The sequence below is a fragment of the Amycolatopsis sp. cg13 genome (genome assembly GCF_041346965.1).
Taxonomy (GTDB): Bacteria; Actinomycetota; Actinomycetes; order Mycobacteriales; family Pseudonocardiaceae; genus Amycolatopsis.
The window spans coordinates 254,435-276,179 of the sequence record NZ_CP166848.1; the positions used below are offsets into that span (position 1 = coordinate 254,435).

Genomic DNA, 21,745 nt, shown 5'->3' on the forward strand with positions numbered 1-21,745 from the left:
TCGTCTCTTTTTCGTGCCGGAAAGAAGATCGTTGGCACGCTGCCAGTTCTTTTGTCGATCATGCGCGGGCATGTCGGAAAGTTCTGGCTCCGGGCTCGCTGGCACGCCGGTTTCAGGGTCCGCCCGGACTGTCTAATGTGGTCCCGGGGTATCTGCCTTGCTTGTGTTGCAACGGATTTCGAGAACCGTTTCCTGCAGTGTCATTGTTTCGCCGCTTCAAACTGTGGCCACGCTCACAGGAAATTTCTGTGCTGCGGTTTCGGGCGCCCGCTGGGCACTGGTGGACGCCCCGGTTCCGGCATTCGGCGTAGCGGGAAATTTACTGGATCGATTCAGTCAATGACCGCCGCGTAATTTTCACCGATTCGACCGGCCCGCTGACTGCTTTGCAGTGCACTGCGGTCGGCTAGTACGGTCGCCACCGGAAGCGAAACGAGGAATCGAATCCCGTTGATCAATTCCGCTTCCGTCACTGGGCAATTATCGGCAACCTGATGGGACATGGGATGCTTGTCGACCAGATTCAGGGAACGATCGTCCGCGCCGCGGACTTCGTCTTCTCGCCGTTCGACTGGGGACGCGTCGCCGAGCCGGTCGGCCCGGCCATGGGGGCGCACCAGGTGACCCTGCTCGTCGTGGAGGTCGCGCCGGGGAAGGCGTGGCGCCTCGGCTGGGCGCTGGAGGAGGAGAACGTCGCGGTCGTCTTCGCGGGCTCCGGCCACGGCGACGTCACCGGCCACCGCACGGAAGTCGCCCGCGGCTCCGCTCTGCACTCGCCGACCGGGCGGACGCTGGAACTAGAAGCAGGCGACGACGGTTTGACCGCGTACGTGTGGCGAACCCGCTTGGCGGGCAACGAACCCACCGGTTCCGCGCCGCGGCTCGAGAACGACCTGTGGAACACCGAAACGCAGTTGCACGGTTTCAGCGGCACCGGCGAGATCGCCGCCGACGAGAAGACCGCCGTCATGAATTTCCTTTTCTGGCCCGGAACCGGCAGCGCGCGGCTGTGCCTGCACTGCGGGATCCAAGACCCCGGCCAGACTTTCAACGTCCACCAGCACCCGGAGAGCGAAGAGGCGTTCATCGCTTTCGAGGGCGACGGCCAGATGTACCTGATCGATCGCTGGCACGACGTCTCTCCCGGCGACGTGCTGTTCGCCGCCCCCGGCGTGCCGCACGGCACGCGCAATCCGGAGTCGGCCGCGGGGCGGTTCGCCACGTGCGGCGGCCCGACGCCGTTCGACCCTGTCCTCTACGCCCGTGCGGGCGTATCCGCGGAGGTGAAGTAGTCGTCATGTGCCGGATTTACGGACACTTGGGCGGGAGCCTCGCGCACCACCATCTGCGCGCGGTTTCGGCGCTGCAGCGGCACGGCGGCCCGGATGCCCGGTTCAGCGCGGCGGGCGACGGCTGGGCGCTGGGCAACAACCGGCTGGCCATTGTGGACCTCGACGGCGGCGAGCAGCCGTACCGGCTCGGCCGCGAGATCCAGGTCGTCTTCAACGGCGAGATCTACAACCACGACGTGCTGCGCCGCGATCTGCACGCGGCCGGCTACGTTTTCCACGACCACTGCGACGGCAACGTGCTTCCGGCGCTGTACCACAAGTACGGCCTGGACTTCGTCGACCACCTCGACGGGATGTACGCCATCGCGGTGCTGGACCTGCGGGCGGAGCCGAAGCTCGTGCTCGTCACCGACGACGCGGGCATGAAACCGCTGTACCACCACGAAAACCCGGAACGCCGGGAGCTGTACTTCTCTTCGGAGCTGCCGGCGCTGCTGAGCATTCCGGGTGTGGACTGGGAGCAGCGGGACGAGGGGCTCGACAGCTACCTCACCACCAAAACGCCCTTCGGGGAGCGGACGATGTTCGACCGCGTCCGGGTGCTGCCGCGGGCGGCCACCGCCGTCTACACGCGCTCGGGCGGGCTGAAGATCTCGCGGCGCGCGGAAGGCGCGTTCCCGGTCGAGGACGGCGACCTCGCCGAGGCGGGCGACCGCGTGCGCGACACGCTGCGCGCCGAAACCCGCAGGCTCGCGCTGGCCGACGTCCCGATCTCGACGATCACCAGCGGCGGGCTCGATTCCAGCCTGGTGACGGCGTTGCTGGCGGAGAAGGTCCCGCACGTGCACGCGTTCAACATCGCCTACACCGGGGACTGGCCGTTCGACGAGAAGGCCTACGCCCGCGAGGTCGCCGCCCGCAGCGGCGCGACCTATCACCAGATCGAAGCGGACCCGGCGACGTTCCCGGACCTGCTCGGCGAAGTCGTGTGGCACCTGGGCCAGCCCAACGCCGACCCGATCACGCTGAGCACGTACCTGCTGTTCCAGGGCGTGCACGACGCCGGGTTCAAGGTGACGCTTTCCGGCGACGCCGCGGACGAGATCTTCGGCGGCTACCGCCGGATCAGCGACGCGGTCGGCGGCGCCGAGGACTGGCCGAACGGATACGTCGAAGCCCTCGCGGCCGTGCCCGCCGCGCTGCGGGACCAGCTGTACACCGACGAATACCGGGACCTGTTGCGGCGCAACGGAACCGAGGCCGACCGGATCACGCGGCGGCTGCGCGGAGCCGGGCCGGACCGGCTGTCCGCGATCACCGAGTTCGAAGTGGACGAACGGCTGCCTGCCTATCATTTGCGCCGCGTCGACCACCTGAGCATGGCGCATTCGGTCGAGGTGCGGCTGCCGTTCTGCCAGCGCTCTGTTACCCGGTTGGCGCGGCGGCTGCCCGCCGAACACCGCGTACGCGGCGGTGAGGTGAAACGCGCGCTCTACTCGGCCGCCCGTGGTCTCGTGCCGGATTCGGTGCTGGAGCGGCCGAAACAGCCGTTCACGCTGCCGATCACCTCGATGCTCGCGGCCGGGCAGCCGTTGCACAGCTACGCCCGCGACCTGCTTTCCGGACCGTCGCTCGCCGACCGCGGGCAGCTCGATCCGAAGGCCGTGGCCGGGTTGTTCGACGCGCAGGCCGCCCGGCCGAACGACGAATCGGCGCTGGCCATCTGGTCGCTGCTCATCCACCGGATCTGGAGCGAGCAGCTCGTGAGCGGCGGTGCCGGGGAAAGGAGCGCGGCCTGATGCTCGCCCACATCGCCCATGCCCACGGCAGTCCGAGTTCCACGCTGGTGCTGCCGGCCGAACGGCTGCCGGCTTCCGAGGAAGCGCTCACCGAAGCGCTGTCCGACGGCGTTGCCTGGCTTGCCGAGCACGGCCTCGCCGCGGTCACGAAGATCGCGCTCGTGTCGGTCTCCGAGCATCCGCTGTTCGACCTCGACTACCGGTTCGTGCAGGTCATTCCCGGCGACCCGGCGCGGTTCGACTTCCGCGGCAGCTGCGGGCATTCGGTGCTCTCGTCGGTCGTCGTGGCCAGCAGGCTCGGCTGGATCGGCCGGCTCGCGCCCGAACACCGCGTCCGGGTGCGCGTGCTCAACAACAACGACCACGTGGTGTGCGAGGTCGACGAATGCGTCCGCGACCGGACGACGTTCACCGCGCACTTCCTCAACCACCCGGCGGTGCCGCTCGGCGAACTGCTGCCGTTCGGCGAGACCACCACGGACCTGCCCTTCGACGACGGCGCGATCCGGGTCTCCGCGGTCTCGGTCGGGAACCCGTACCTGTTCCTGTCCGGACACGACCTCGGCGTCGACACCCCGGAGGAGCTTTTCGCCGCCGGGCAGCCGCTTTTCCGCACGATGAGCGCGATCCGCCGCTCGGCCGCGCGGCAGTACGGCTATCCCGTCGACGGCGCGTTCCCGAAGGTGGCCGCGGTCCTGCCGGACGGCGAGAACGGTCTGGCCGCGCGTGCGGTCTCCGTGCCGTCGTGGCATCCGACGCTCGCGCTCACCGGCGCTGTTTGCCTCGGCGCGGCCCGCCGGATCCGCGGCACCATCCCGTTCAAGCTGGCTGGCGGCGAGACCCGGCGCACCGCGTCGCTGCGCATCCGCACGGCCGGGGGCTGCACCATTTCGGACGCCGCGGTGTCCGGCCACGAACAGGACAGCGAACTGTCCTGGGTCAGCGTCCCGGAGAAGGCGGTGTCGTTCACCGGCGCGGTGACCATCGATTCGTTCGATCCCCATGCCCTGAAGGAGGATTCGTGTCTGCTGTCGACCTGACCACGCCCGTGCGCCTCGGCGTCGACGAACTGGTCGACGTTCTCGCCGAGCACGCCGCGGCGGCCGACGAAGCGGGCCGCCCGGCTCCCGAAGTGCTGGCCGCGCTGCGGAGCTCGCCGTTGCCCGGCCTAGTCGTCCCGAGCCGGTACGGCGGAGCCGGGGCGGACGCCCTCGAAGGGAACCGGATGATCGCGCGGATCGCGCGGCACGACCCGTCCACCGCGATCATCGCGTTCCAGCACATGGCCGTGTGCAGCCGGATTGCCGAATGGGGGAGTGACGCCCAGCGTGAGGACCTGCTGCCGAGACTCGCGTCCGGCGAGTGGCTGGCCGCGTCCGCGTGGAGCGAATCCGGGGCTGGCGCGGCGAAGAAGAACCTCTCGACCGTCGCCGACGAACTGCCCGACGGCAGCTGGACAGTCAGCGGCGGCAAGGCTTTCACCACCGGTGCCGGGGTTACCGACGTCTACCTGGTGCTCGCGCAGAGCACGCCGGTGGGGGAGTCCGACGATGCCGCGTACGGATCCGGCGGGCAGAGCTTCTTCCTCGTGCCCGCGACCAATCCGGGCATCGAGCCGGACCTGAGCCTGGACCTGGTCGGCATGCGCGCGTCGGCGACCGGGTTCGTGGAACTCAAGGACTGCGTCCTCGGACCGGAAGCGCTGCTCGGACCGCGCGACACCGCGAGCACGATCATCGCGGGCGTCCGCCAGTCCGGCGCGACCCTCGGCGCGGTCTCGGCCGGAATCGCCGAAGCCGCGTGGGACCTCGGTTTCCAAGCCGCGCAACGGAAATCGCTGCTCGACCTGCAGGCGGTCCGGCACCGGCTGGTGGACCTGCGCGGGCAGGTGGAGTCCGCCCGCGCGCTGGTCGAACGGGCTGGCCGCCGTGACGGAGCCGACCCCGGCGAGGTGACGCTGCACAGCAAAATCCACGCCTCGCAGACGGCCGAGGAAGTCGTCGCCGCGATCGCCCGGCTGCTCGGCAGCGCCGGATACGTGGTGACGAACCCGATCAACCGGATGGCCCGCGACGCCCGCGCCGTCGCGCTGATGGGCCCGACCAACGACCTGAGCCGAGAGCTGGTGAGCCTGCCATGGGCCGCGTGAAGAACTACGACCTCGTCGTCCGAGGCGGCCGGGTGACCGGCCCCGGCGGCGTCCGCCTCGCCGATGTGGCTGTCACGGACGGGAAGATCGCCGACGTGCTCCCCGCCGGGAGCACGGTGTCCGGCACCGAGGAAATCGACGCCGCCGGGCGGCACGTCCTGCCCGGCCTGATCGATTCCCACGTGCACTTCCGCACGCCGGGCCTGACCGACAAGGAAGACTGGGCGCACGCCTCGCGCGCCGCCGTGGCGGGCGGCGTCACCACGGTGTTCGACATGCCCAACACCCGCCCGGCGACCTTCACTCCTGCCGACGCCCGCGCCAAGGACGCGGAAATCCGCGGCACCAGCCTGGTCGACTACCGCTTCCACGCGGGCGTCAACCCAGAGGCGGTGGAATCGCTGGAGACGTTCGAACCCGCCGAAGCGCTGACCGCGAAGGCGTTCCTCACCGGGCACCACACCGCACCGCACGTGCTCCGGGACCCCGGCCGTCTCGACGAACTGTTCGCCGTCGCGAAACGCCAAGGCCTGCGACTGCTTTTCCACGCCGAGGACGACGACGTCTTCGCGCTGCTTGACCAGTGGCAGGGCGCCCCGGCGACCTACCGCGACTACGAACGGTTCCGGCCGCGTTCCGGCGGAATCGTCGCCGTGGCCAAGCTGATCGAACTGGCGCGGCAGCACGGCACCGCGGCGCACGTGCTGCACGTGTCGAGCCGGGAGGAGGCCGACCTGCTCACCGCGGCGGGCGCGGCCGGGCTGCCGGTCACCTGGGAGGCGACCGGGCACCACCTGTCCTTCACAGCGGCCGACACCGCCCGCTTCGGTTCGCGGATCCGGCTCAGCCCCGCCATCCGGGAACAGGCCGACCAGGACCGCTTGTGGGACGCGGTCTTCCGCGGCGAAGTGTCCACTGTGGGCAGTGACCACGCCCCGCACGCTTTCGCGGACAAGACCGTCGCCGCTCCGGACGCCCCGCCCGGGCTGCCAGGAGTGCAGGAACTTTTCCCCGCCCTGTACACCGGCCTGTGCCGCCGAGCCCCGGACGCGACGCCGGACGATCTGCTGCCGATCGTCACCCGCGTCCTGGCCGCCGAACCCGCGCGACTGTTCGGAATCGCCGACCGCAAGGGCGCGATCGCCCCCGGCCTGGACGCCGACCTGGTGCTGTTCGACCCAGCGGAAAACTGGTCCTTCGGCCCCGGCGACGTCCAGGCGAAATGCGGCTGGACCGCCTATGCGGGCTGGATGTTCACCGGCCGAGTCGCCCGCACCATCCGCAGGGGCCGCACGGTTTTCCGCCTGGAACACGGCTTCGGCACTCCCGACGGCGAATGGCTCAAGCCTGCTGCCGTCCCCGCTCCGGCGGGTGATGCCCGATGACCGCAGCACTACTGGACGAATTCAAGGACGCCATGTCAGCACTGGCAGGCGGCGTCTGCGTGGTGACCGCCCTCGACGACGACGGCACCCCGCGCGGATACGCCGCGACCTCGGTGACCTCAGTGTCGATGCACCCGCCGCTGCTGCTCGTCTGCCAGGCGAAAACGTCCAGCTCCTACGACGTTTTCTCGCGCTGCTCGCGATTCGGCGTCAACGTCCTGGCCGCGGAACAAACCGAACTGGCCGCACTGTTCGCGACCCCCGGCGCCGACCGCTTCGGCAACACCGGCTTCCAACCGGGCGAGCAGGGCACCCTCCTGCATCCCGGCGCACTGGCCGCTATCGAATGCCACCGCCGGGAAACCGTCGACGCCGGAGACCACGGCCTCCTGCTAGGCGAGGTCCGCGCAGCCACCACTCGCCCCGGCGACCCCCTCGTCTACCACGGCAGGCGCTACCAACGCACCCGACCAGTCTGACCCACTTTGGAGGACTCATGTTCGACATCCCCGACCGCGCCGGCCCGGCCCCGCGCACCCGCGGCCCGATCCCGCACGGCCAGCTCAACCAGATCGCCCCGACGACGCTGCAGGAAGAACTGTGGCAACGGATGCGCTCCCTGGCCGGCGTCTACCTCGCGCCGACACACGTGCCCTACCCGGAAGCAAGGGCGATCCACCTGGCCCCGGAGTTCGGCACCGGTCCCGATGACGCGTTCATCAAGCACAGCCGGGAATTCGCCCACCTGCACCCGCAACAGGACGGGAGCCTGCACATGACGCTCCCGCCGATCGCGAAGAAACTGGTCACCGAGGCGGGGTGGGGCGTGCCGCACCCGATCCAGAACACGCAGCTCGTGTATGGGCCTCGGGACCGGGAAGAGACAGAGATCGTGTGGCGGGTGGTGCTGGAGTCGTACAGCTATGCCCGGGGGCGGCACAGCGAATGAGCGCTCGGGGTTGATGGCGGACGGCTCGACCAGCCGCGTGCGAGGGTAAAATCGTTCCCGTGACCGAGTGGACTCCAGCGGTGTACCGCGGAGACGGGGCATGGATCGGCATCATGCCCGGCGGCCTGATCGGCGCAGGCGTTGAACTGGAGGGCCGGGCGACCCTTGAAGCATCCGGGTTCGTGCCGATGTGGCCCTTCCTGGAGCGTGACCTGTCCGCCTGCCCCGGCGAGTTTTCCCGCGCGTGGGAATCTCTCGACGGGGGAGGCGTGTCCACCCCGGAGAGGCTGATCGAGCTTACCGTCGAGTCGGCCTGGAACTCCGGACGTCCCTACTGGATGCGGCTGGCCGTTCCCTGGGCCGTCGAGATGGCGCGACTGCCGAATTTCGACCGCGAATTCGTCTCGGAGCTGCTCGGCCGGATGGCAAGCTCGGAGATCGCGGACACGGATCTGCGGGATCGAGTCGAGCGCGCTCTTTCGCAATGAACGAACGGCGAGGGCACAGTGCCCTCGCCGTTCGCCTCGAAACCTGAATCAGAGCAGAACGGTCACCAGCCGCGCTCAGCGAGCCGGTGCGGCTCCGGCACGTCCTCGACGTTGATCCCCACCATCGCCTCGCCCAACCCGCGCGACACCTTCGCCAGCACATCAGGGTCGTCGTAGAACGTCGTAGCCTTCACGATCGCCTCGGCGCGCTGCGCCGGGTTGCCGGACTTGAAGATGCCCGAGCCGACGAACACGCCCTCCGCGCCCAGTTGCATCATCATCGCCGCGTCGGCCGGGGTCGCGATGCCGCCCGCGGTGAACAGCACCACCGGCAGCTTGCCCGCCTCGGCCACTTCGCGAACCAGCTCGTACGGCGCCTGCAGCTCCTTGGCCGCGACGAACAGCTCGTCCTCCGGCAGGTTCTGCAGGCGGCGGATCTCGCCGCGGATCTTGCGCATGTGCGTGGTCGCGTTGGAGACGTCGCCGGTGCCGGCCTCGCCCTTCGAGCGGATCATCGCCGCGCCCTCGGTGATGCGGCGCAGCGCCTCGCCCAGGTTGGTCGCGCCGCACACGAACGGCACGGTGAACGCCCACTTGTCGATGTGGTTCGCGTAGTCGGCGGGGGTGAGCACCTCGGACTCGTCGATGTAGTCGACGCCGAGCGACTGCAGCACCTGTGCCTCGACGAAGTGGCCGATCCGGGCCTTCGCCATCACCGGGATCGACACCGCCTCGATGATGCCGTCGATCAGGTCCGGGTCGCTCATCCGGGCGACGCCGCCCTGCGCGCGGATGTCCGCGGGGACGCGCTCCAGCGCCATGACGGCGACCGCGCCCGCGTCCTCGGCGATCTTGGCCTGGTCGGCGGTCACGACGTCCATGATGACGCCGCCCTTGAGCATCTCCGCCATGCCGCGCTTCACCTTCGCGGTGCCGGTGACGGTCTGGGGTTCGGCGTTCTGCTGCTGCGACACCTTCGGGCCTTTCTCGGGGGGGAGCGGAAGCTTTCTTCTCCTCCAGCGTAGGTCGCCGGTGGACCGCTGAGGCAGGCCATTGCGCGGGTATCTCGGAAGGCCACTTCCCTCGGCGGAAGATCCACTTGGGCTCGGTCACGTTTCCGGCAGGATGCGTTGACCTGGGGCTTCCGGATCGGCCTACCATGGGAGACAGGTCCAGGCCGGGAACGGCAGAATGGACCGGTGCCAGTGGAGACCACCTTCGAGGTGGCCACTGGCGACAGATTTCAGCAGTCCACTTCACATCGGCTCAGTACCGGCCGACGGCGCGCTCCGCGAGTGGGCGGCGGCCCCGGTGCTGCCCGCCTGACCTGCCCGGTTGCGTTCCGGACGGTCCCCCTAAGCTGGTGCGAACGTCTCACGGGAGGTCGGGTGGCGACAGCTACGGGAGCACGGCCGGCGGTCGGCGTGCTCGCCTTGCAAGGCGCCGTGCGCGAGCACGTCGCGATGCTGGAAAGCGCGGGCGCCCGCGCCGTTCCGGTGCGCCGCCCCGCTGAGCTGTCCGAGATAGCCGGCCTGGTGCTGCCCGGCGGGGAGTCCACCACGATGTCGCGGCTGCTCGAGACCTTCGAGCTGCTCGAACCGCTGCGCGAGGCGATCGCGGGCGGCCTGCCCGCCTTCGGCTCGTGCGCCGGGATGATCCTGCTGGCCCGCCAGGTGCTCGACGGGCGCCCGGACCAGCAGCAGCTCGGCGGCCTCGACGTGGTCGTGCGGCGCAACGCGTTCGGCAGGCAGGTCGACTCCTTCGAAGCCGACCTCCCGTTCGCCGGCGTTCCCGGCGGGCCGCTGCACGCGGTGTTCATCCGGGCCCCGTGGGTCGAGAAGGCGGGAGACGGCGTCGAGGTGCTGGCCACCGTGCCCGACCCGGAGGACCCGCCGGACGGGCCGAGGGCGGATAGGATCGTCGCCGTCCGGCAGGGGGCGGTGGTGGCCACGGCGTTCCACCCGGAGATCACCCGGGACGAGCGCGTGCACCGGCTGTTCGTCGAGCTCGTGCGGAAAGCCTGAGCAAAGGATTGCGGCGGCCGCGCCGGGAGGCACGCGGCCGCGGGAACAGATGGAGGAAAGATGAGCGGCCACTCCAAGTGGGCCACGACGAAGCACAAGAAGGCGAACCTCGACGCCAAGCGGGGCAAGCTCTTCGCGCGGCTGATCAAGAACATCGAGGTCGCCGCCCGCACCGGGACCGGGGGAGGGGACCCGGACGGCAACCCGACGCTGTACGACGCGATCCAGAAGGCGAAGAAGAACTCCGTCCCGCAGGACAACATCGAGCGCGCGCGCAAGCGCGGCGCCGGCGAGGAGGCGGGCGGCGCCGACTGGCAGAACATCACGTACGAGGGCTACGGCCCGAACGGCGTGGCGGTGCTGATCGAGTGCCTCACCGACAACAAGAACCGCGCCGCGATGGAGGTCCGGACCGCGCTCACGCGCAACAACGGCTCGCTCGCCGACCCGGGCTCGGTCGCCTACATGTTCAACCGCAAGGGCGTCGTGATCATGCCCAAGGCGGACGCGACCGAGGACGACGTCCTCATGGCGGTCCTCGACGCGGGCGCCGAGGAGGTCAACGACCTCGACGAGAGCTTCGAGATCGTCTCCGAGGGCGGCGACCTGGTGCCGGTGCGCAAGGCGCTGCAGGAGGCCGGGTTCGAGTACGAATCGGCCGAGCTGACCTTCCTGCCGTCGGTGAGCGTGCCGCTCGACGTCGACGGCGCGAAGAAGGTCTTCAAGCTGATCGACGCGCTCGAGGACTGCGACGACGTGCAGAACGTGTACGCCAACTTCGACGTGTCCGATGAAGTCATGGCCGCGGTGGACTGATCCAGGCGGTGGGACTGGCAACGTCTGCGCGCGGTGTCGGATTCCACGTGTCCGATGAGGTCATGGCCGCGGTGGACTGATCCAATCGCCCGCGACACGGCCGCGCCCCCGGCACTCCGGGGGCGCGGCCGTTTTCGGATAAATTTCCGTTGGCGGGCAAGGGAAACCGCGAAAATCCTTGGGACGGCGGGAAAATGACCGGCGCGGGGACTGGGCTCGGGCGCGCGGGTGGGGCAGAATGTCCGCCGTGACGACCTCCGCCCTCACCGAGCAAGAGCAGAGCCTCATCGCCTGGATCGAAACCCAGGCGAGGGAACGAGGGAACGCGGTCATCGCCGTGCCCGCCGACGAGCAGGGCGCGGGCTACTGCTTCACCGCGTGCGCGTGGGCCTTGCACAACGTGCCCGAGGCCGTCGTGATCGGACTGCCCGACCACATGGCCCCGGTGCTGCTCGACGCATACGTCGACCGGTCCGCCAACGGCGAGATCTTCGAGGTCGGCAAACGCTACGACGATTTCTTCGACGGCGCGCCGGTGATCTTCGAACGCGTCGCGAAAGGCCACTACCCGGAGTACTTCGGGTCCGCGTTCCTCGTCTACCCGGACGGCGACTTCCCGGCGCTGCAGATGATCGTCGCGACGCCGGAGGGGTACTTCCCGTGGCACGCCGACGCGCCCGAGGGCTTCGCCGAATGGCAGCCGGTGCTCACCGAGAGCGGGGACCCGGAGAGCTGGACTCCCGGCGTCGACGGTCCCTGACCCGGCTCGCCGCGGCCCGGTTTCGCGGTACGTGAGGGCCACCCTCATTGACTCTGATTCCCTCAGGGTTCCCCTCACGTACCTGAAGACCGAGTCTCCGGCACAGCGGCTAGCCCAGCGCGGCCAGGTCGTCGGCGGCGTCGGGAAATCGCGCGGCCAGCGTCGCCGGGTCGGCGAACTCCACGCAGTCGTCGGTATAAGGCGGCACCACCACGGTGCCGAGCAGGCTCCACGCGCCCAGCGGCACTGTCGCCTGCCAGGTCCCGGCAGGCACGACCACCTGCGGACGTTCCCCGGCGGCGACATCGCTGCCCAGCACCGGACGCGTCACCTCGCCGCCGGGATGCAGCAGCAGCATCCGGGCAGGCGAGCCAGCGTGGTGCACGAACACCTCGACGCGGTCGAGGCGGTGCGGCGCGGAGATTTCGGGCGCGGTGAGCAGGTAATAAATCGCCGAACCCTCGTCCGCGCGCCAGCTCTGCGCGAACCGGCCGCCCTCCACCGGAAGCGGCTCCAGACCCAGGTGCGCGACGTAGTCCTCCGGTCCCGGCATGCCTCCATCGTGCTCGCGGGGGCGATCAGGCGTCCACCTCGGCCGCCGTTTTCGCGTGTCCGTCCGCCGGGCCGCGCTCGGCGACCGTTAGCCTGCATCTCGAACTAATGTTCGCGCGGGCGAAGGAGAAACGGTGCGGGTGCTCGGGGTCGACCCCGGTCTGACCAGGTGCGGCCTCGGCGTGGTCGACGGCGGCAAGGGCCGGTCGGTGCGCCCGGTCGCGGTCGGGGTCGTGCGCACGCCCGCCGACCAGGATCTCGCGCAGCGGCTGCTCGGCGTCGCCGACGAGGTGGAGCGCTGGCTCGACAAGTACCGGCCCGAAGCGGTCGCCGTCGAGCGGGTGTTCGCGCAGCACAACGTCCGTACCGCGATGGGCACCGCGCAGGCGGGCGGGGTCGTCGCGCTGTCGGCGGCGCGGCGCGGGCTGCCGGTCGTTTTTCACACGCCCAGCGAGGTCAAGGCCGCCGTCACCGGGTCCGGGCGCGCGGACAAAGCGCAGGTCACCACCATGGTGATGCGGCTGCTCGGGCTCGAGGTCAAACCGCATCCGGCGGACGCGGCCGACGCGCTCGCGCTCGCCATCTGCCACCTCTGGCGCGAGCCGATGCGGGTCCGGCTCGCCGAGGCCGAGGCCCGCGCGGCCGAACTGGTCCGCGCGCACAAGGCCCGGCTGGCGGCCGCGGCCAAAGCGGCCGGAACCACCACGAAGCAGAACGAAACAGGAGCACGACGATGATCTCCTCGGTACGCGGCGAAGTGCTGTCCGTCGGGCTCGACCACGTGGTGGTCGAGGTCGGCGGCGTCGGCCTCGCCGTGCAGGCCACCCCGGCGACGCTGGCCACGCTGCGCCGCGGCGAGCAGACGCGGCTGCACACCGCGCTGGTCGTGCGCGAGGATTCGCTGACCCTCTTCGGGTTCGCCGAGGAGGACGCGCGCGAGCTGTTCGGCCTGCTCCAGACGGTGTCCGGGATCGGGCCGCGGCTCGCGCTGGCGACGCTGGCGGTGCTGGAGCCGGACAAGCTGCGCGCGGCGCTCGTCGAAGGCAACATCACTGTGCTCACGCAGGTGCCCGGCATCGGCCGCAAGGGAGCCGAGCGGCTCAGCCTCGAACTGCGGGACAAGGTCACCGCGCTCGGCGGCGCCGCCGACGCCCCGGTAGTCACCGCGCCCGGCGCGCTGCGCGGCGAGGTGGTGGAAGCGCTGGCCGGACTGGGTTTCCCGGCCAAACAAGCCGAGCAGGCGGTGGACCGCGTGCTCTCCGAGGGCGACGGGCACACCACGTCCTCGGTGCTGCGCGCGGCGCTGGCCGCGCTGGGCCGCAAGCGGTAGCCGCCGATGAACCACGAAGTGACCGAGTTCGACACCGGCGGATACGAGGCGGACGACGAAACCCTGTCCGCGCTCGCCCAGACCGGCGAACGCGACCTGGAGACCTCGCTCCGGCCGCGCAAACTGGACGAGTTCGTCGGCCAGGAACGCGTCCGCGAGCAGCTGGAACTGGTGCTGGAGAGCGCCCGGCGGCGCGACGTGCCGCCGGACCACGTGCTGCTGTCCGGCCCGCCCGGCCTCGGCAAGACGAGCATGGCGATGATCGTCGCCGCCGAACTGGGCGCGGCCATCCGGATCACCTCCGGGCCCGCGCTGGAACGCGCGGGCGACCTGGCCGCGATGCTGTCCAACCTCGCGCCCGGCGACGTCCTGTTCATCGACGAGATCCACCGCATCGCCAGGCCCGCCGAGGAAATGCTGTACCTCGCGATGGAGGACTTCCGGGTCGACGTCGTCGTCGGCAAGGGGCCCGGCGCGACCAGCATCCCGCTGGAAATCGCGCCGTTCACGCTGGTCGGGGCCACCACCCGGTCCGGTTCGCTGACCGGCCCGCTGCGCGACCGGTTCGGCTTCACCGGCCAGATGGAGTTCTACTCCGCGGCCGAGTTGGAGCTGGTCGTCCGCCGAGCCGCGAAGATCCTCGGCATCGAGATCGACAGCGACGGCTGCGCCGAAATCGCCGGCCGTTCGCGCGGCACGCCCCGGATCGCCAACCGGCTGCTGCGCCGGGTCCGCGACTACGCCGAGGTGCGCGCCGACGGCAAGGTGACCCTGGAGGTCGCGCAGGCCGCGCTGAAGGTCTACGACGTCGACGAGCTGGGCCTGGACCGGCTGGACCGGGCCGTCCTCGGCGCGCTGACCCGCTCGTTCGGCGGGGGACCGGTGGGCATTTCGACGCTCGCGGTCGCCGTCGGCGAGGAGGCCACTACGGTCGAGGAGGTGTGCGAGCCCTACCTGGTCCGGGCCGGTATGCTCGCCCGCACTCCGCGCGGCCGGGTCGCGACCGCGGCCGCGTGGCTGCACCTCGGACTGGTTCCGCCCGCCGACGCCGGACGGCCAGACCAGGGTGGTCCGACGCTGTTCGACCAGGCCTGACAAGGGCGGACAGCGGCCCGGGTGGTGGCGTTTCCGCCGGTACCTGGCACACTCGAACACAGCACATCCGTCGAAACCGGACGCGGGCAGCCGAGAAAGGCGTCCGTCGAGGAGAGTCATGAACCAGTTACTGCTGCCGTTGCTGCTGCTGCTCGTGGTGGCCGTGCCGCTCGTCATGGGCACCCGCAAGCAGAAGAAGCAGCAGGCGGCTCAGCAGGAGATGCAGAACAGCATCGCCCCCGGCGACCGCGTGATGACCACGTCGGGCATGTACGGCACGGTCGCCGACACCAGCAGCGACACCACGATCGACATCGAGATCGCGCCGGGCGTCGTCACCACCTGGCTGCGGCTCGCGGTGCGCGAGAAGGTCGAGCCCGTCACCGAGGCCGAGGAGAACGAGGACTCGGCCGAGACCGAGGTCGCGGGCATCGAGTCGTCGACGTCTTCGGAGGCCCCGGCCCAGGAGTCGATCTCCGCCGAGGAGAGCAAGACCTCCGGTGCGCAGGTGGCGCCCCCGCTGGAGCACGGGAAGAAGTAGCCTCCGCGCTTCACCGGGCAGTGATCCGCCCACAGCCTACGAAAGTCGGTACGGGCGAACGCCGGGCTCACGCAGCACCGAGTACTGTCTCGGTGCTGCGTGCGTGTCCGCCGTCATAGTTCACGCCCAGCCGCGTCCGGAGGACCCCCTTCCGGCTCGCGCACCCGAAGCACTTGGGGTCCATCCAGTCCGTGCCAGTTCGAGGAGACCGAAGCACAGTGGCACCATCGGCCGGGCATCTCCGCCCGGGACGCTATCTCGCCTTCTTCGCCCTGATCGTGGTCGTGCTGTACGCCTTGGTGTTCTTCACCGGCAGCGGCAAAGCGACGCCGAAACTCGGCATCGACCTCCAGGGCGGCACCCGGGTCACGCTCACCGCGCGCACGCCCGACGGCGGCCAGCCCACCCGCGATTCGCTGAACCAGGCGCGCCAGATCATCGAGACCCGCGTGAACGGGATCGGCGTCGGCGGCACCGAGGTGGTGCTCGACGGCAACAACATCGTGATCACCGTGCCGGGCGAGCAGGGCGACGAGGCGAAGAACCTGGGCCGGACCGCCAAGCTCGGGATCCGCGAGGTGATCACCTCGGTCCCGAACACCCCGGCCGCGCCGCCCTCGGCTCCCGCCTCCGGCGCCCCGAGCGCCCCGGCGACCGCGCCGAGCAAGCCGGCCGGCGGCGGGGGAGCGGAAGGCGCCCCGGCGCAGCAGCCGCCGAGCACGACCCCGTCGGCCCCCGGCGCGAGCAACGGTCAGGACGCGGGCAAGAACCCGATCGAGCAGGCCCGCGCGGTGCGCCAGGCTCCCGCGCTGATGCCGAAGGACCCGAAGAACCAGCAGGAGGCCGCCGCCGCGCAGGCCGCACAGCAGAAGGCGCTCGCCGCCCTCACCTGCGCGCCCAACGCCGCGGACCCGCTGGAGGGCAACGACCTGCCGAACCAGCCGCTGGTCACCTGCGGCGACAAGGACGCCACCAAGTACGTGCTCGGCCCGGAGATCATCCCCGGCACCGAGATCTCCAACGCGAACTCCGGCTACGACCAGCAGCGCGGCCAGTGGATCGTCGACCTGAGCTTCAAGAGCGCGGGCGGCAAGACCTGGGGCGACTTCACGTCGGCCAACATCGGCAAGCAGGCGGCGTTCGTGCTCGACACGGACGTGGTCTCCGCGCCGACCGTGCAGAACGCCATCCTCGGCGGCAACACGCAGATCACCGGCAAGTTCACCCAGACCGACGCGAAGAACCTGGCGGACATCCTCAAGTACGGTTCGCTGCCGCTGTCGTTCGACTCGTCCGACGCCACCACGGTGTCCGCGACGCTGGGCTACGCCTCGCTGCAGGCCGGCCTGATCGCCGGCGCGATCGGCCTCGCCGTCGTGTTCGTCTACTGCCTGTTCTACTACCGGCTGCTCGGCATCCTCACGATCTGGTCGCTGGTGCTGTCCGGCCTGCTCGTGTACGCGGTGCTGGTGCTGCTCGGGCGGTGGATCGGGTACACGCTCGACCTCGCGGGCGTCGCCGGCCTGATCATCGCGATCGGCATCACGGCGGACTCGTTCGTCATTTACTTCGAACGGCTGAAAGACGAGATCCGGGAGGGCCGGACCTTCCGGTCCGCGGTGCCGCGCGGCTGGGCACGGGCGCGGCGCACGATCCTGGCCTCGGACGCGGTCAGCTTCCTCGCCGCCGCGATCCTGTACATCATCGCCGTCGGCGACGTGCAGGGCTTCGCGTTCACCCTCGGCATGTCGACGGTGCTCGACCTGGTGGTCGTCTACCTGGTCACGCATCCGCTCGTGGCGATGGTGTCGACCTCGAAGTCGAAGTTCCTGTCCAACCCCCGGAATCTCGGCCTCGGCGCCGTCCAGAAGCTCGGCGCGCAGCGCAAGTCCACGCGCCCCGCTCCCGGCCGCCGCGCGAACGTGAAGGAGGCCTGACGTGAGCGACGAAACCGCAGGCGTCACCTCGGAAAACCCGGACGGCCCGGACAGCGGGGCCACCGCCGCGGCCAAGCCGGGCAAGAAGGAAAGCTTCTTCCACCGGCTCTACGTCGGCACCGGCGCGGTCGACATCGTCGGCTCGCGCAAGCGCTGGTACATCTTCTTCGCGCTGCTGCTCCTGGTGTGCATCGGCTCGATGATCTTCCGCGGCTTCAACGTGGGCATCGAGTTCGAAGGCGGCACGCAGATCCAGCTGCCCGCGCACGGTTCGCACGGCCAGATCACCCAGGACCAGGTGATCAAGTCGTTCAACACCGCGCTGGGCGAGGCCCCGGCGGAGACCCAGACCGTCGGCACCGGCAACGCGGCGACCATCCAGACCCGCTCCGAGACCCTCACCGCCGACCAGGTGGCGAAGGTCAAGAAGCAGATCTTCGAGGATCTGGGCCCGATCGGCACCAACGGCAAGTCGAGCGAGCAGGCGATCAGCGACAGCGCGGTGAGCGCGTCGTGGGGCAACGAGATCTCGCGCCAGGCCCTGATCGCGCTCGCCGTGTTCCTGGTCGCGGTCGTGATCTTCCTGGCGATCTACTTCGACACCAGGATGGCGTTCGCGGCGCTCATCTCGCTGCTGCACGACATCGTGGTCACCGCGGGCGTGTATTCGCTCGTGGGCTTCGAGGTCACGCCCGCGACCGTGATCGGTCTGCTGACGATTCTCGGCTTCTCGCTGTACGACACCGTGGTGGTGTTCGACAAGGTCCGGGAAAACACCCGGGGCCTGCTCGGCCTGTCGCGGCGCACGTACGCCGAAGCGGCGAACCTGGCGCTGAACCAGACCCTGATGCGATCGTTCAACACGGCGTTCATCGCCCTGCTGCCGATCCTGGGCCTGCTCATCGTCGGCTACATCCTGCTCGGCTCGGGCACGCTGCAGGACCTGGCGCTGGTGCAGCTGACCGGTACCTTGGTCGGCGTCCTGTCGTCGGTCGCACTGGCGACGCCGCTGCTGGTCGACTTCAAGATGCGCGACCCGCAATATCGTCAGCAGGCCGACCGGGTGGCGGCCCGCCGGGCGAAGGCCGCGAAGCGCGAGGCAGCGGACGACGACTTCGACACAGGCGACGAAGAGCAGCTGGCCGCCGAACTCCGCAAAGAAAAGGCAATGGCCGCAGCGGCCGGCGTCCCCGCGCGGCACCCGAAGCAGCGTCCGTCGGGGAAGAAGAAGCGCTGAGTCCATGAAGCTCGACGAGGCACTGGACCTGATCGCCGAAGTCCCGGACTTCCCGGAACCAGGCGTCCTGTTCCGCGATCTCAGCCCGCTGTTCGCCGACGGCCCAGGCTTCGCCGCGGTCGCCGACGGCTTGGCGCACACCCTCGACCCGGCCGCCGATCTGGTGGCCGGCGTCGAGGCCCGCGGCTTCCTCCTGGCCGCCGCGGTCGGCTACTCCCGCGGCATGGGCGTGGTCCTGGTCCGAAAACCAGGCAAACTCCCCTCGGTCGCAGGCCGGGTCGACTACTCCCTGGAATACGGCACCGCGAGCGTCGAACTGCCCGCAAACGTAGTCAAGCCAGGCCAGCGCATCGCGATCATGGACGATGTCCTGGCCACCGGCGGCACCGTGGCAGCGACCGCGAAACTCCTGGAAGACGCGGGCGCGACAGTCACCGGCGTATCGGTCGTGCTGGAGCTGGCCGCCCTGCAGGGCCGCTCCGCCCTGGGCGGCCGCGCGGTACACACACTCCGCACCGTCTGACACTCCGCGCAGGCTGTACGTGAGGGGAACCCTGAGGGAATCAGATTCCCTCAGGGTTCCCCTCACGACTTTTCGCACGCCGTAAGGGGCCCCTTCACGGACTTAGCCTTCCTCAAGGAGCCCTTCACGGACCGCCCGGCCCTGCCGCTCGCTGCCGCCAGGACGTGCCCCAACGTGGCATTCGGTGCGTCGCACGCACCCAATGTGGCATTCGGTGCGTCAGACGCACCCAACGCCACATTGGGGCGCTAGCCCAAGCCCACCACACAACCACAGCCGATGCACCCAACCGGCGTTGCACCCACAGACCGTCATCACAATCAAGCTTCGGGGTGCCCCACGCAACCAAAGCGGCAAGGTCGCCGCCAGGCGACGAGCCGACAGCAACAGAGCGCAACGGCACGTCACTAAACCCGCGAGAAGACCAACCGGTTACCCTGAAGGTTCGAGGCCGCACGAAGCAGCTGGAGGTGCGGGTGAGCCAAGAGCTCGACGCCAACGTCCCCGCCAAGGGCGGTGCCACCCCCTCCAAAGGCGGCACCCCCGCCAAAACCGGTGCCAAAACCGGCGCCACCGCAGCAGACCCTGGGTCCCGGCCCAACGGAGCCGCGCCCAACCCGTCCGCGACCCGCCGCGTCCGCGCCCGCCTGGCCCGCCGGATCACCGCCCAACGCGCCGCCCCGGTCAAACAGGTCCTCGAACCCCTGGCGGTCATCCACCGCGAACTGCACCCGAATTCCGACCTGGGCCAACTCCAGCGCGCCTACGACGTAGCCGAAGAACTTCACCGGGAACAACGCCGCAAATCCGGCGACCCGTACATCACCCACCCCCTGGCCGTAGCCACCATCCTCGCCGAGCTGGGCATGGACACGACCACCCTCGTAGCAGCCCTGCTGCACGACACGGTGGAAGACACCGGCTACTCCCTAGAACAACTGAAGGCCGATTTCGGCGACAAAGTCGGCGAACTAGTCGACGGCGTAACAAAGCTGGACAAGGTCAAGCTCGGCACCTCGGCCGAGGCGGAGACCATCCGCAAAATGGTGATCGCGATGGCGAAGGACCCGCGCGTCCTGGTCATCAAGCTCGCCGACCGGCTGCACAACATGCGCACGATGCGCTTCCTGCCGCCGGAGAAGCAGGCCCGCAAGGCGCGCGAGACGCTCGAGGTGCTCGCCCCGCTGGCGCACCGGCTCGGCATGGCCACGGTGAAGTGGGAGCTGGAAGACCTCGCGTTCGCGATCCTGCAGCCGAAGAAGTACGACGAGATCGTCCGGCTGGTCGCCGACCGCGCGCCCTCGCGCGACACCTACCTGCGCAAGGTGATCGCGGACCTGACGAACAACCTGGTGTCGTCGCGGATCACCGCGAAGGTCGAGGGGCGGCCGAAGCACTACTACTCGATCCACCAGAAGATGATCGTCCGCGGCCGGGACCTGGACGACATCCACGACCTGGTCGGCGTGCGGATCCTGGTCGAGGACGTGCGCGACTGCTACGCCGCGATGGGCGTCGTCCACGCGCTGTGGCAGCCGGTGCCCGGGCGGTTCAAGGACTACATCGCGCAGCCGCGGTTCGGCGTGTACCAGTCGCTGCACACCACCGTGATCGGGCCGGACGGCAAGCCGCTCGAGGTGCAGATCCGCACGTACGACATGCACCGCACCGCCGAGTACGGCATCGCCGCGCACTGGCGGTACAAGGAAACCAAGGGCACGCACGCCAGCAACAACGGCATGGAGCTGGACGAGATCGCGTGGATGCGGCAGCTGCTCGACTGGCAGCGCGAGGCCGCGGACCCGGGCGACTTCCTCGAATCGCTGCGCTACGAACTGGCCGCGCGCGAGATCTTCGTGTTCACGCCGAAGGGCGACGTGATCACGCTGCCCGCGGATTCGACGCCGGTGGACTTCGCGTACGCGGTGCACACCGAGGTCGGCCACCGCTGCATCGGCGCGCGCGTGAACGGGCGGCTGGTCGCGCTCGAGCGGAAGCTCGAGAACGGCGAGGTCGTCGAGATCTTCACGTCCAAGGCGGAAAGCGCCGGGCCGAGCCGCGACTGGCTGCAGTTCGCCGGTTCGCCGAAGGCGCGCGCGAAGATCCGGCAGTGGTTCGCGAAGGAGCGCCGCGACGAGGCGATCGACGCGGGCAAGGAAGCGATCACCAAGGAGATCCGCAAGGTCGGGCTGCCGATCCAGCGGCTCGTCTCGGCGGAGTCGATGGGCTCGGTGGCGACCGAGCTGCGGCATGGCGACATTTCGTCGCTGTACGCGGCGGTCGGCGAAGGCCACACCAGCGCGAAGCACGTGGTGCAGCGGCTGGTCGCGCTTATCGGCGGGGTCGAGGAGGCCGAGGAGGAGCTGGCCGAGCGGGCCACGCCGTCCACGGTCACGCGCCGCCGCGGCTCGAACGACGTCGGCGTCATCGTGAAGGGCGCGAGCGACGTCTGGGCGAAGCTGGCGCGCTGCTGCACGCCGGTGCCGGGCGACGAGATCCTCGGCTTCGTGACGCGCGGCGGCGGCGTGAGCGTGCACCGGACGGACTGCACGAACGCCGACGACCTGCGGACCCAGCCGGAGCGGCTGGTCGAGGTCGAATGGGCGCCGTCGTCCTCCTCGGTGTTCCTGGTGGCGATCCAGGTCGAGGCGCTCGACCGGCACCGGCTGCTGTCGGACGTCACGAAGGTGCTGGCCGACGAGAAGGTGAACATCCTGTCGGCCTCGGTGACGACGTCGCGGGACCGGGTGGCGGTGAGCCGGTTCTCGTTCGAGATGGGCGACCCGAAACACCTCGGGCACGTGCTCAAGGTCGTTCGCGGCGTCGAGGGCGTGTACGACGTGTACCGGGTGACCTCGGCTTCGTAGT

The 21,745-nt window shown here is 69.8% G+C and carries 21 protein-coding genes; 19 read left to right on the forward strand and 2 right to left on the reverse strand.

From position 1 onward, the window contains the following. The first annotated feature begins 494 nt into the window (after window positions 1–494). The 8 genes from AB5I40_RS00955 to AB5I40_RS00990 are packed head-to-tail and all read left to right on the forward strand — an operon-like array spanning window position 495 to window position 8,062. Entirely contained in the window at window positions 495–1,292 is a 798-nt protein-coding gene (locus tag AB5I40_RS00955) for a cupin domain-containing protein (RefSeq protein WP_370936496.1), read from the forward strand. 5 nt (window positions 1,293–1,297) lie between these two features. Further along, window positions 1,298–3,091 carry an asparagine synthase (glutamine-hydrolyzing) gene (gene asnB / locus AB5I40_RS00960; protein ID WP_370936497.1) on the forward strand — a complete coding sequence of 598 codons (1,794 nt, stop codon included), beginning with the start codon at window positions 1,298–1,300 and terminating at the stop codon, window positions 3,089–3,091. Beyond that, complete coding sequence (locus AB5I40_RS00965) at window positions 3,091–4,131, forward strand: PrpF domain-containing protein (RefSeq protein ID WP_370936498.1); 1,041 nt, start codon at window positions 3,091–3,093, stop codon at window positions 4,129–4,131. The genes asnB and AB5I40_RS00965 overlap by 1 nt, the downstream gene beginning before the upstream one ends. Next, the gene (locus AB5I40_RS00970) at window positions 4,113–5,240 is read left to right on the forward strand and encodes an acyl-CoA dehydrogenase family protein (protein ID WP_370936499.1); all 1,128 of its coding nucleotides are present in this window, start codon (window positions 4,113–4,115) and stop codon (window positions 5,238–5,240) included. Before AB5I40_RS00965 ends, AB5I40_RS00970 begins: the two co-directional genes overlap by 19 nt. Beyond that, window positions 5,237–6,625, forward strand: a complete 1,389-nt coding sequence (locus AB5I40_RS00975) for a dihydroorotase family protein (RefSeq protein WP_370936500.1) — start codon at window positions 5,237–5,239, stop codon at window positions 6,623–6,625. The genes AB5I40_RS00970 and AB5I40_RS00975 overlap by 4 nt, the downstream gene beginning before the upstream one ends. Further along, window positions 6,622–7,104 (forward strand): flavin reductase family protein, encoded by a 483-nt coding sequence (locus AB5I40_RS00980; RefSeq protein WP_370936501.1) that lies wholly within the window; start codon window positions 6,622–6,624, stop codon window positions 7,102–7,104. Before AB5I40_RS00975 ends, AB5I40_RS00980 begins: the two co-directional genes overlap by 4 nt. A gap of 17 nt (window positions 7,105–7,121) precedes the next feature. Next, window positions 7,122–7,574 (forward strand): hypothetical protein, encoded by a 453-nt coding sequence (locus AB5I40_RS00985; protein ID WP_370936502.1) that lies wholly within the window; start codon window positions 7,122–7,124, stop codon window positions 7,572–7,574. A gap of 59 nt (window positions 7,575–7,633) precedes the next feature. Further along, window positions 7,634–8,062 carry a hypothetical protein gene (locus tag AB5I40_RS00990; RefSeq protein ID WP_370936503.1) on the forward strand — a complete coding sequence of 143 codons (429 nt, stop codon included), beginning with the start codon at window positions 7,634–7,636 and terminating at the stop codon, window positions 8,060–8,062. 62 nt (window positions 8,063–8,124) lie between these two features. Here the strand turns inward: AB5I40_RS00990 and pdxS are convergent, their stop codons facing one another. Then, complete coding sequence (gene pdxS / locus AB5I40_RS00995) at window positions 8,125–9,036, reverse strand: pyridoxal 5'-phosphate synthase lyase subunit PdxS (protein ID WP_370936504.1); 912 nt, start codon at window positions 9,034–9,036, stop codon at window positions 8,125–8,127. A gap of 414 nt (window positions 9,037–9,450) precedes the next feature. On the opposite strand from pdxS, the gene pdxT reads away from it, so the two are divergent. From pdxT to AB5I40_RS01010, 3 genes are all read left to right on the forward strand, one after another. Beyond that, window positions 9,451–10,086 carry a pyridoxal 5'-phosphate synthase glutaminase subunit PdxT gene (pdxT, locus tag AB5I40_RS01000; protein ID WP_370936505.1) on the forward strand — a complete coding sequence of 212 codons (636 nt, stop codon included), beginning with the start codon at window positions 9,451–9,453 and terminating at the stop codon, window positions 10,084–10,086. A gap of 60 nt (window positions 10,087–10,146) precedes the next feature. Then, window positions 10,147–10,902, forward strand: a complete 756-nt coding sequence (locus tag AB5I40_RS01005) for a YebC/PmpR family DNA-binding transcriptional regulator (RefSeq protein ID WP_116204315.1) — start codon at window positions 10,147–10,149, stop codon at window positions 10,900–10,902. 238 nt (window positions 10,903–11,140) lie between these two features. Further along, entirely contained in the window at window positions 11,141–11,662 is a 522-nt protein-coding gene (locus tag AB5I40_RS01010) for a DUF4262 domain-containing protein (RefSeq protein WP_370936506.1), read from the forward strand. 109 nt (window positions 11,663–11,771) lie between these two features. On the opposite strand, the gene AB5I40_RS01015 is transcribed toward AB5I40_RS01010, so the two are convergent. Then, window positions 11,772–12,215: a cupin domain-containing protein gene (locus AB5I40_RS01015; protein WP_370936507.1), complete on the reverse strand. Its 444-nt coding sequence runs from the start codon at window positions 12,213–12,215 to the stop codon at window positions 11,772–11,774. Between the two features lie 133 nt (window positions 12,216–12,348). On the opposite strand from AB5I40_RS01015, the gene ruvC reads away from it, so the two are divergent. The 8 genes from ruvC to AB5I40_RS01055 all read left to right on the forward strand — a co-directional run bounded on the left by ruvC (window position 12,349) and on the right by AB5I40_RS01055 (window position 21,744). Continuing rightward, window positions 12,349–12,951 (forward strand): crossover junction endodeoxyribonuclease RuvC, encoded by a 603-nt coding sequence (ruvC, locus tag AB5I40_RS01020; protein ID WP_037811289.1) that lies wholly within the window; start codon window positions 12,349–12,351, stop codon window positions 12,949–12,951. Continuing rightward, window positions 12,948–13,544, forward strand: coding sequence for a Holliday junction branch migration protein RuvA (gene ruvA / locus AB5I40_RS01025; RefSeq protein WP_344276934.1), 597 nt, complete (start codon window positions 12,948–12,950; stop codon window positions 13,542–13,544). The genes ruvC and ruvA overlap by 4 nt, the downstream gene beginning before the upstream one ends. Before the next feature lie 6 nt (window positions 13,545–13,550). Beyond that, entirely contained in the window at window positions 13,551–14,639 is a 1,089-nt protein-coding gene (ruvB, locus tag AB5I40_RS01030; protein ID WP_370936508.1) for a Holliday junction branch migration DNA helicase RuvB, read from the forward strand. A 118-nt stretch (window positions 14,640–14,757) separates the two neighbouring features. Next, window positions 14,758–15,180 (forward strand): preprotein translocase subunit YajC, encoded by a 423-nt coding sequence (yajC, locus tag AB5I40_RS01035; RefSeq protein WP_370936509.1) that lies wholly within the window; start codon window positions 14,758–14,760, stop codon window positions 15,178–15,180. A gap of 218 nt (window positions 15,181–15,398) precedes the next feature. After that, window positions 15,399–17,117, forward strand: a complete 1,719-nt coding sequence (gene secD / locus AB5I40_RS01040) for a protein translocase subunit SecD (RefSeq protein WP_370936510.1) — start codon at window positions 15,399–15,401, stop codon at window positions 17,115–17,117. Between the two features lies 1 nt (window position 17,118). After that, entirely contained in the window at window positions 17,119–18,354 is a 1,236-nt protein-coding gene (secF, locus tag AB5I40_RS01045; RefSeq protein WP_370936511.1) for a protein translocase subunit SecF, read from the forward strand. A gap of 4 nt (window positions 18,355–18,358) precedes the next feature. Continuing rightward, the gene (locus AB5I40_RS01050) at window positions 18,359–18,877 is read left to right on the forward strand and encodes an adenine phosphoribosyltransferase (protein WP_370936512.1); all 519 of its coding nucleotides are present in this window, start codon (window positions 18,359–18,361) and stop codon (window positions 18,875–18,877) included. 476 nt (window positions 18,878–19,353) lie between these two features. Further along, complete coding sequence (locus AB5I40_RS01055) at window positions 19,354–21,744, forward strand: bifunctional (p)ppGpp synthetase/guanosine-3',5'-bis(diphosphate) 3'-pyrophosphohydrolase (protein WP_370936513.1); 2,391 nt, start codon at window positions 19,354–19,356, stop codon at window positions 21,742–21,744. The last annotated feature ends 1 nt before the right edge of the window (window position 21,745 follow it).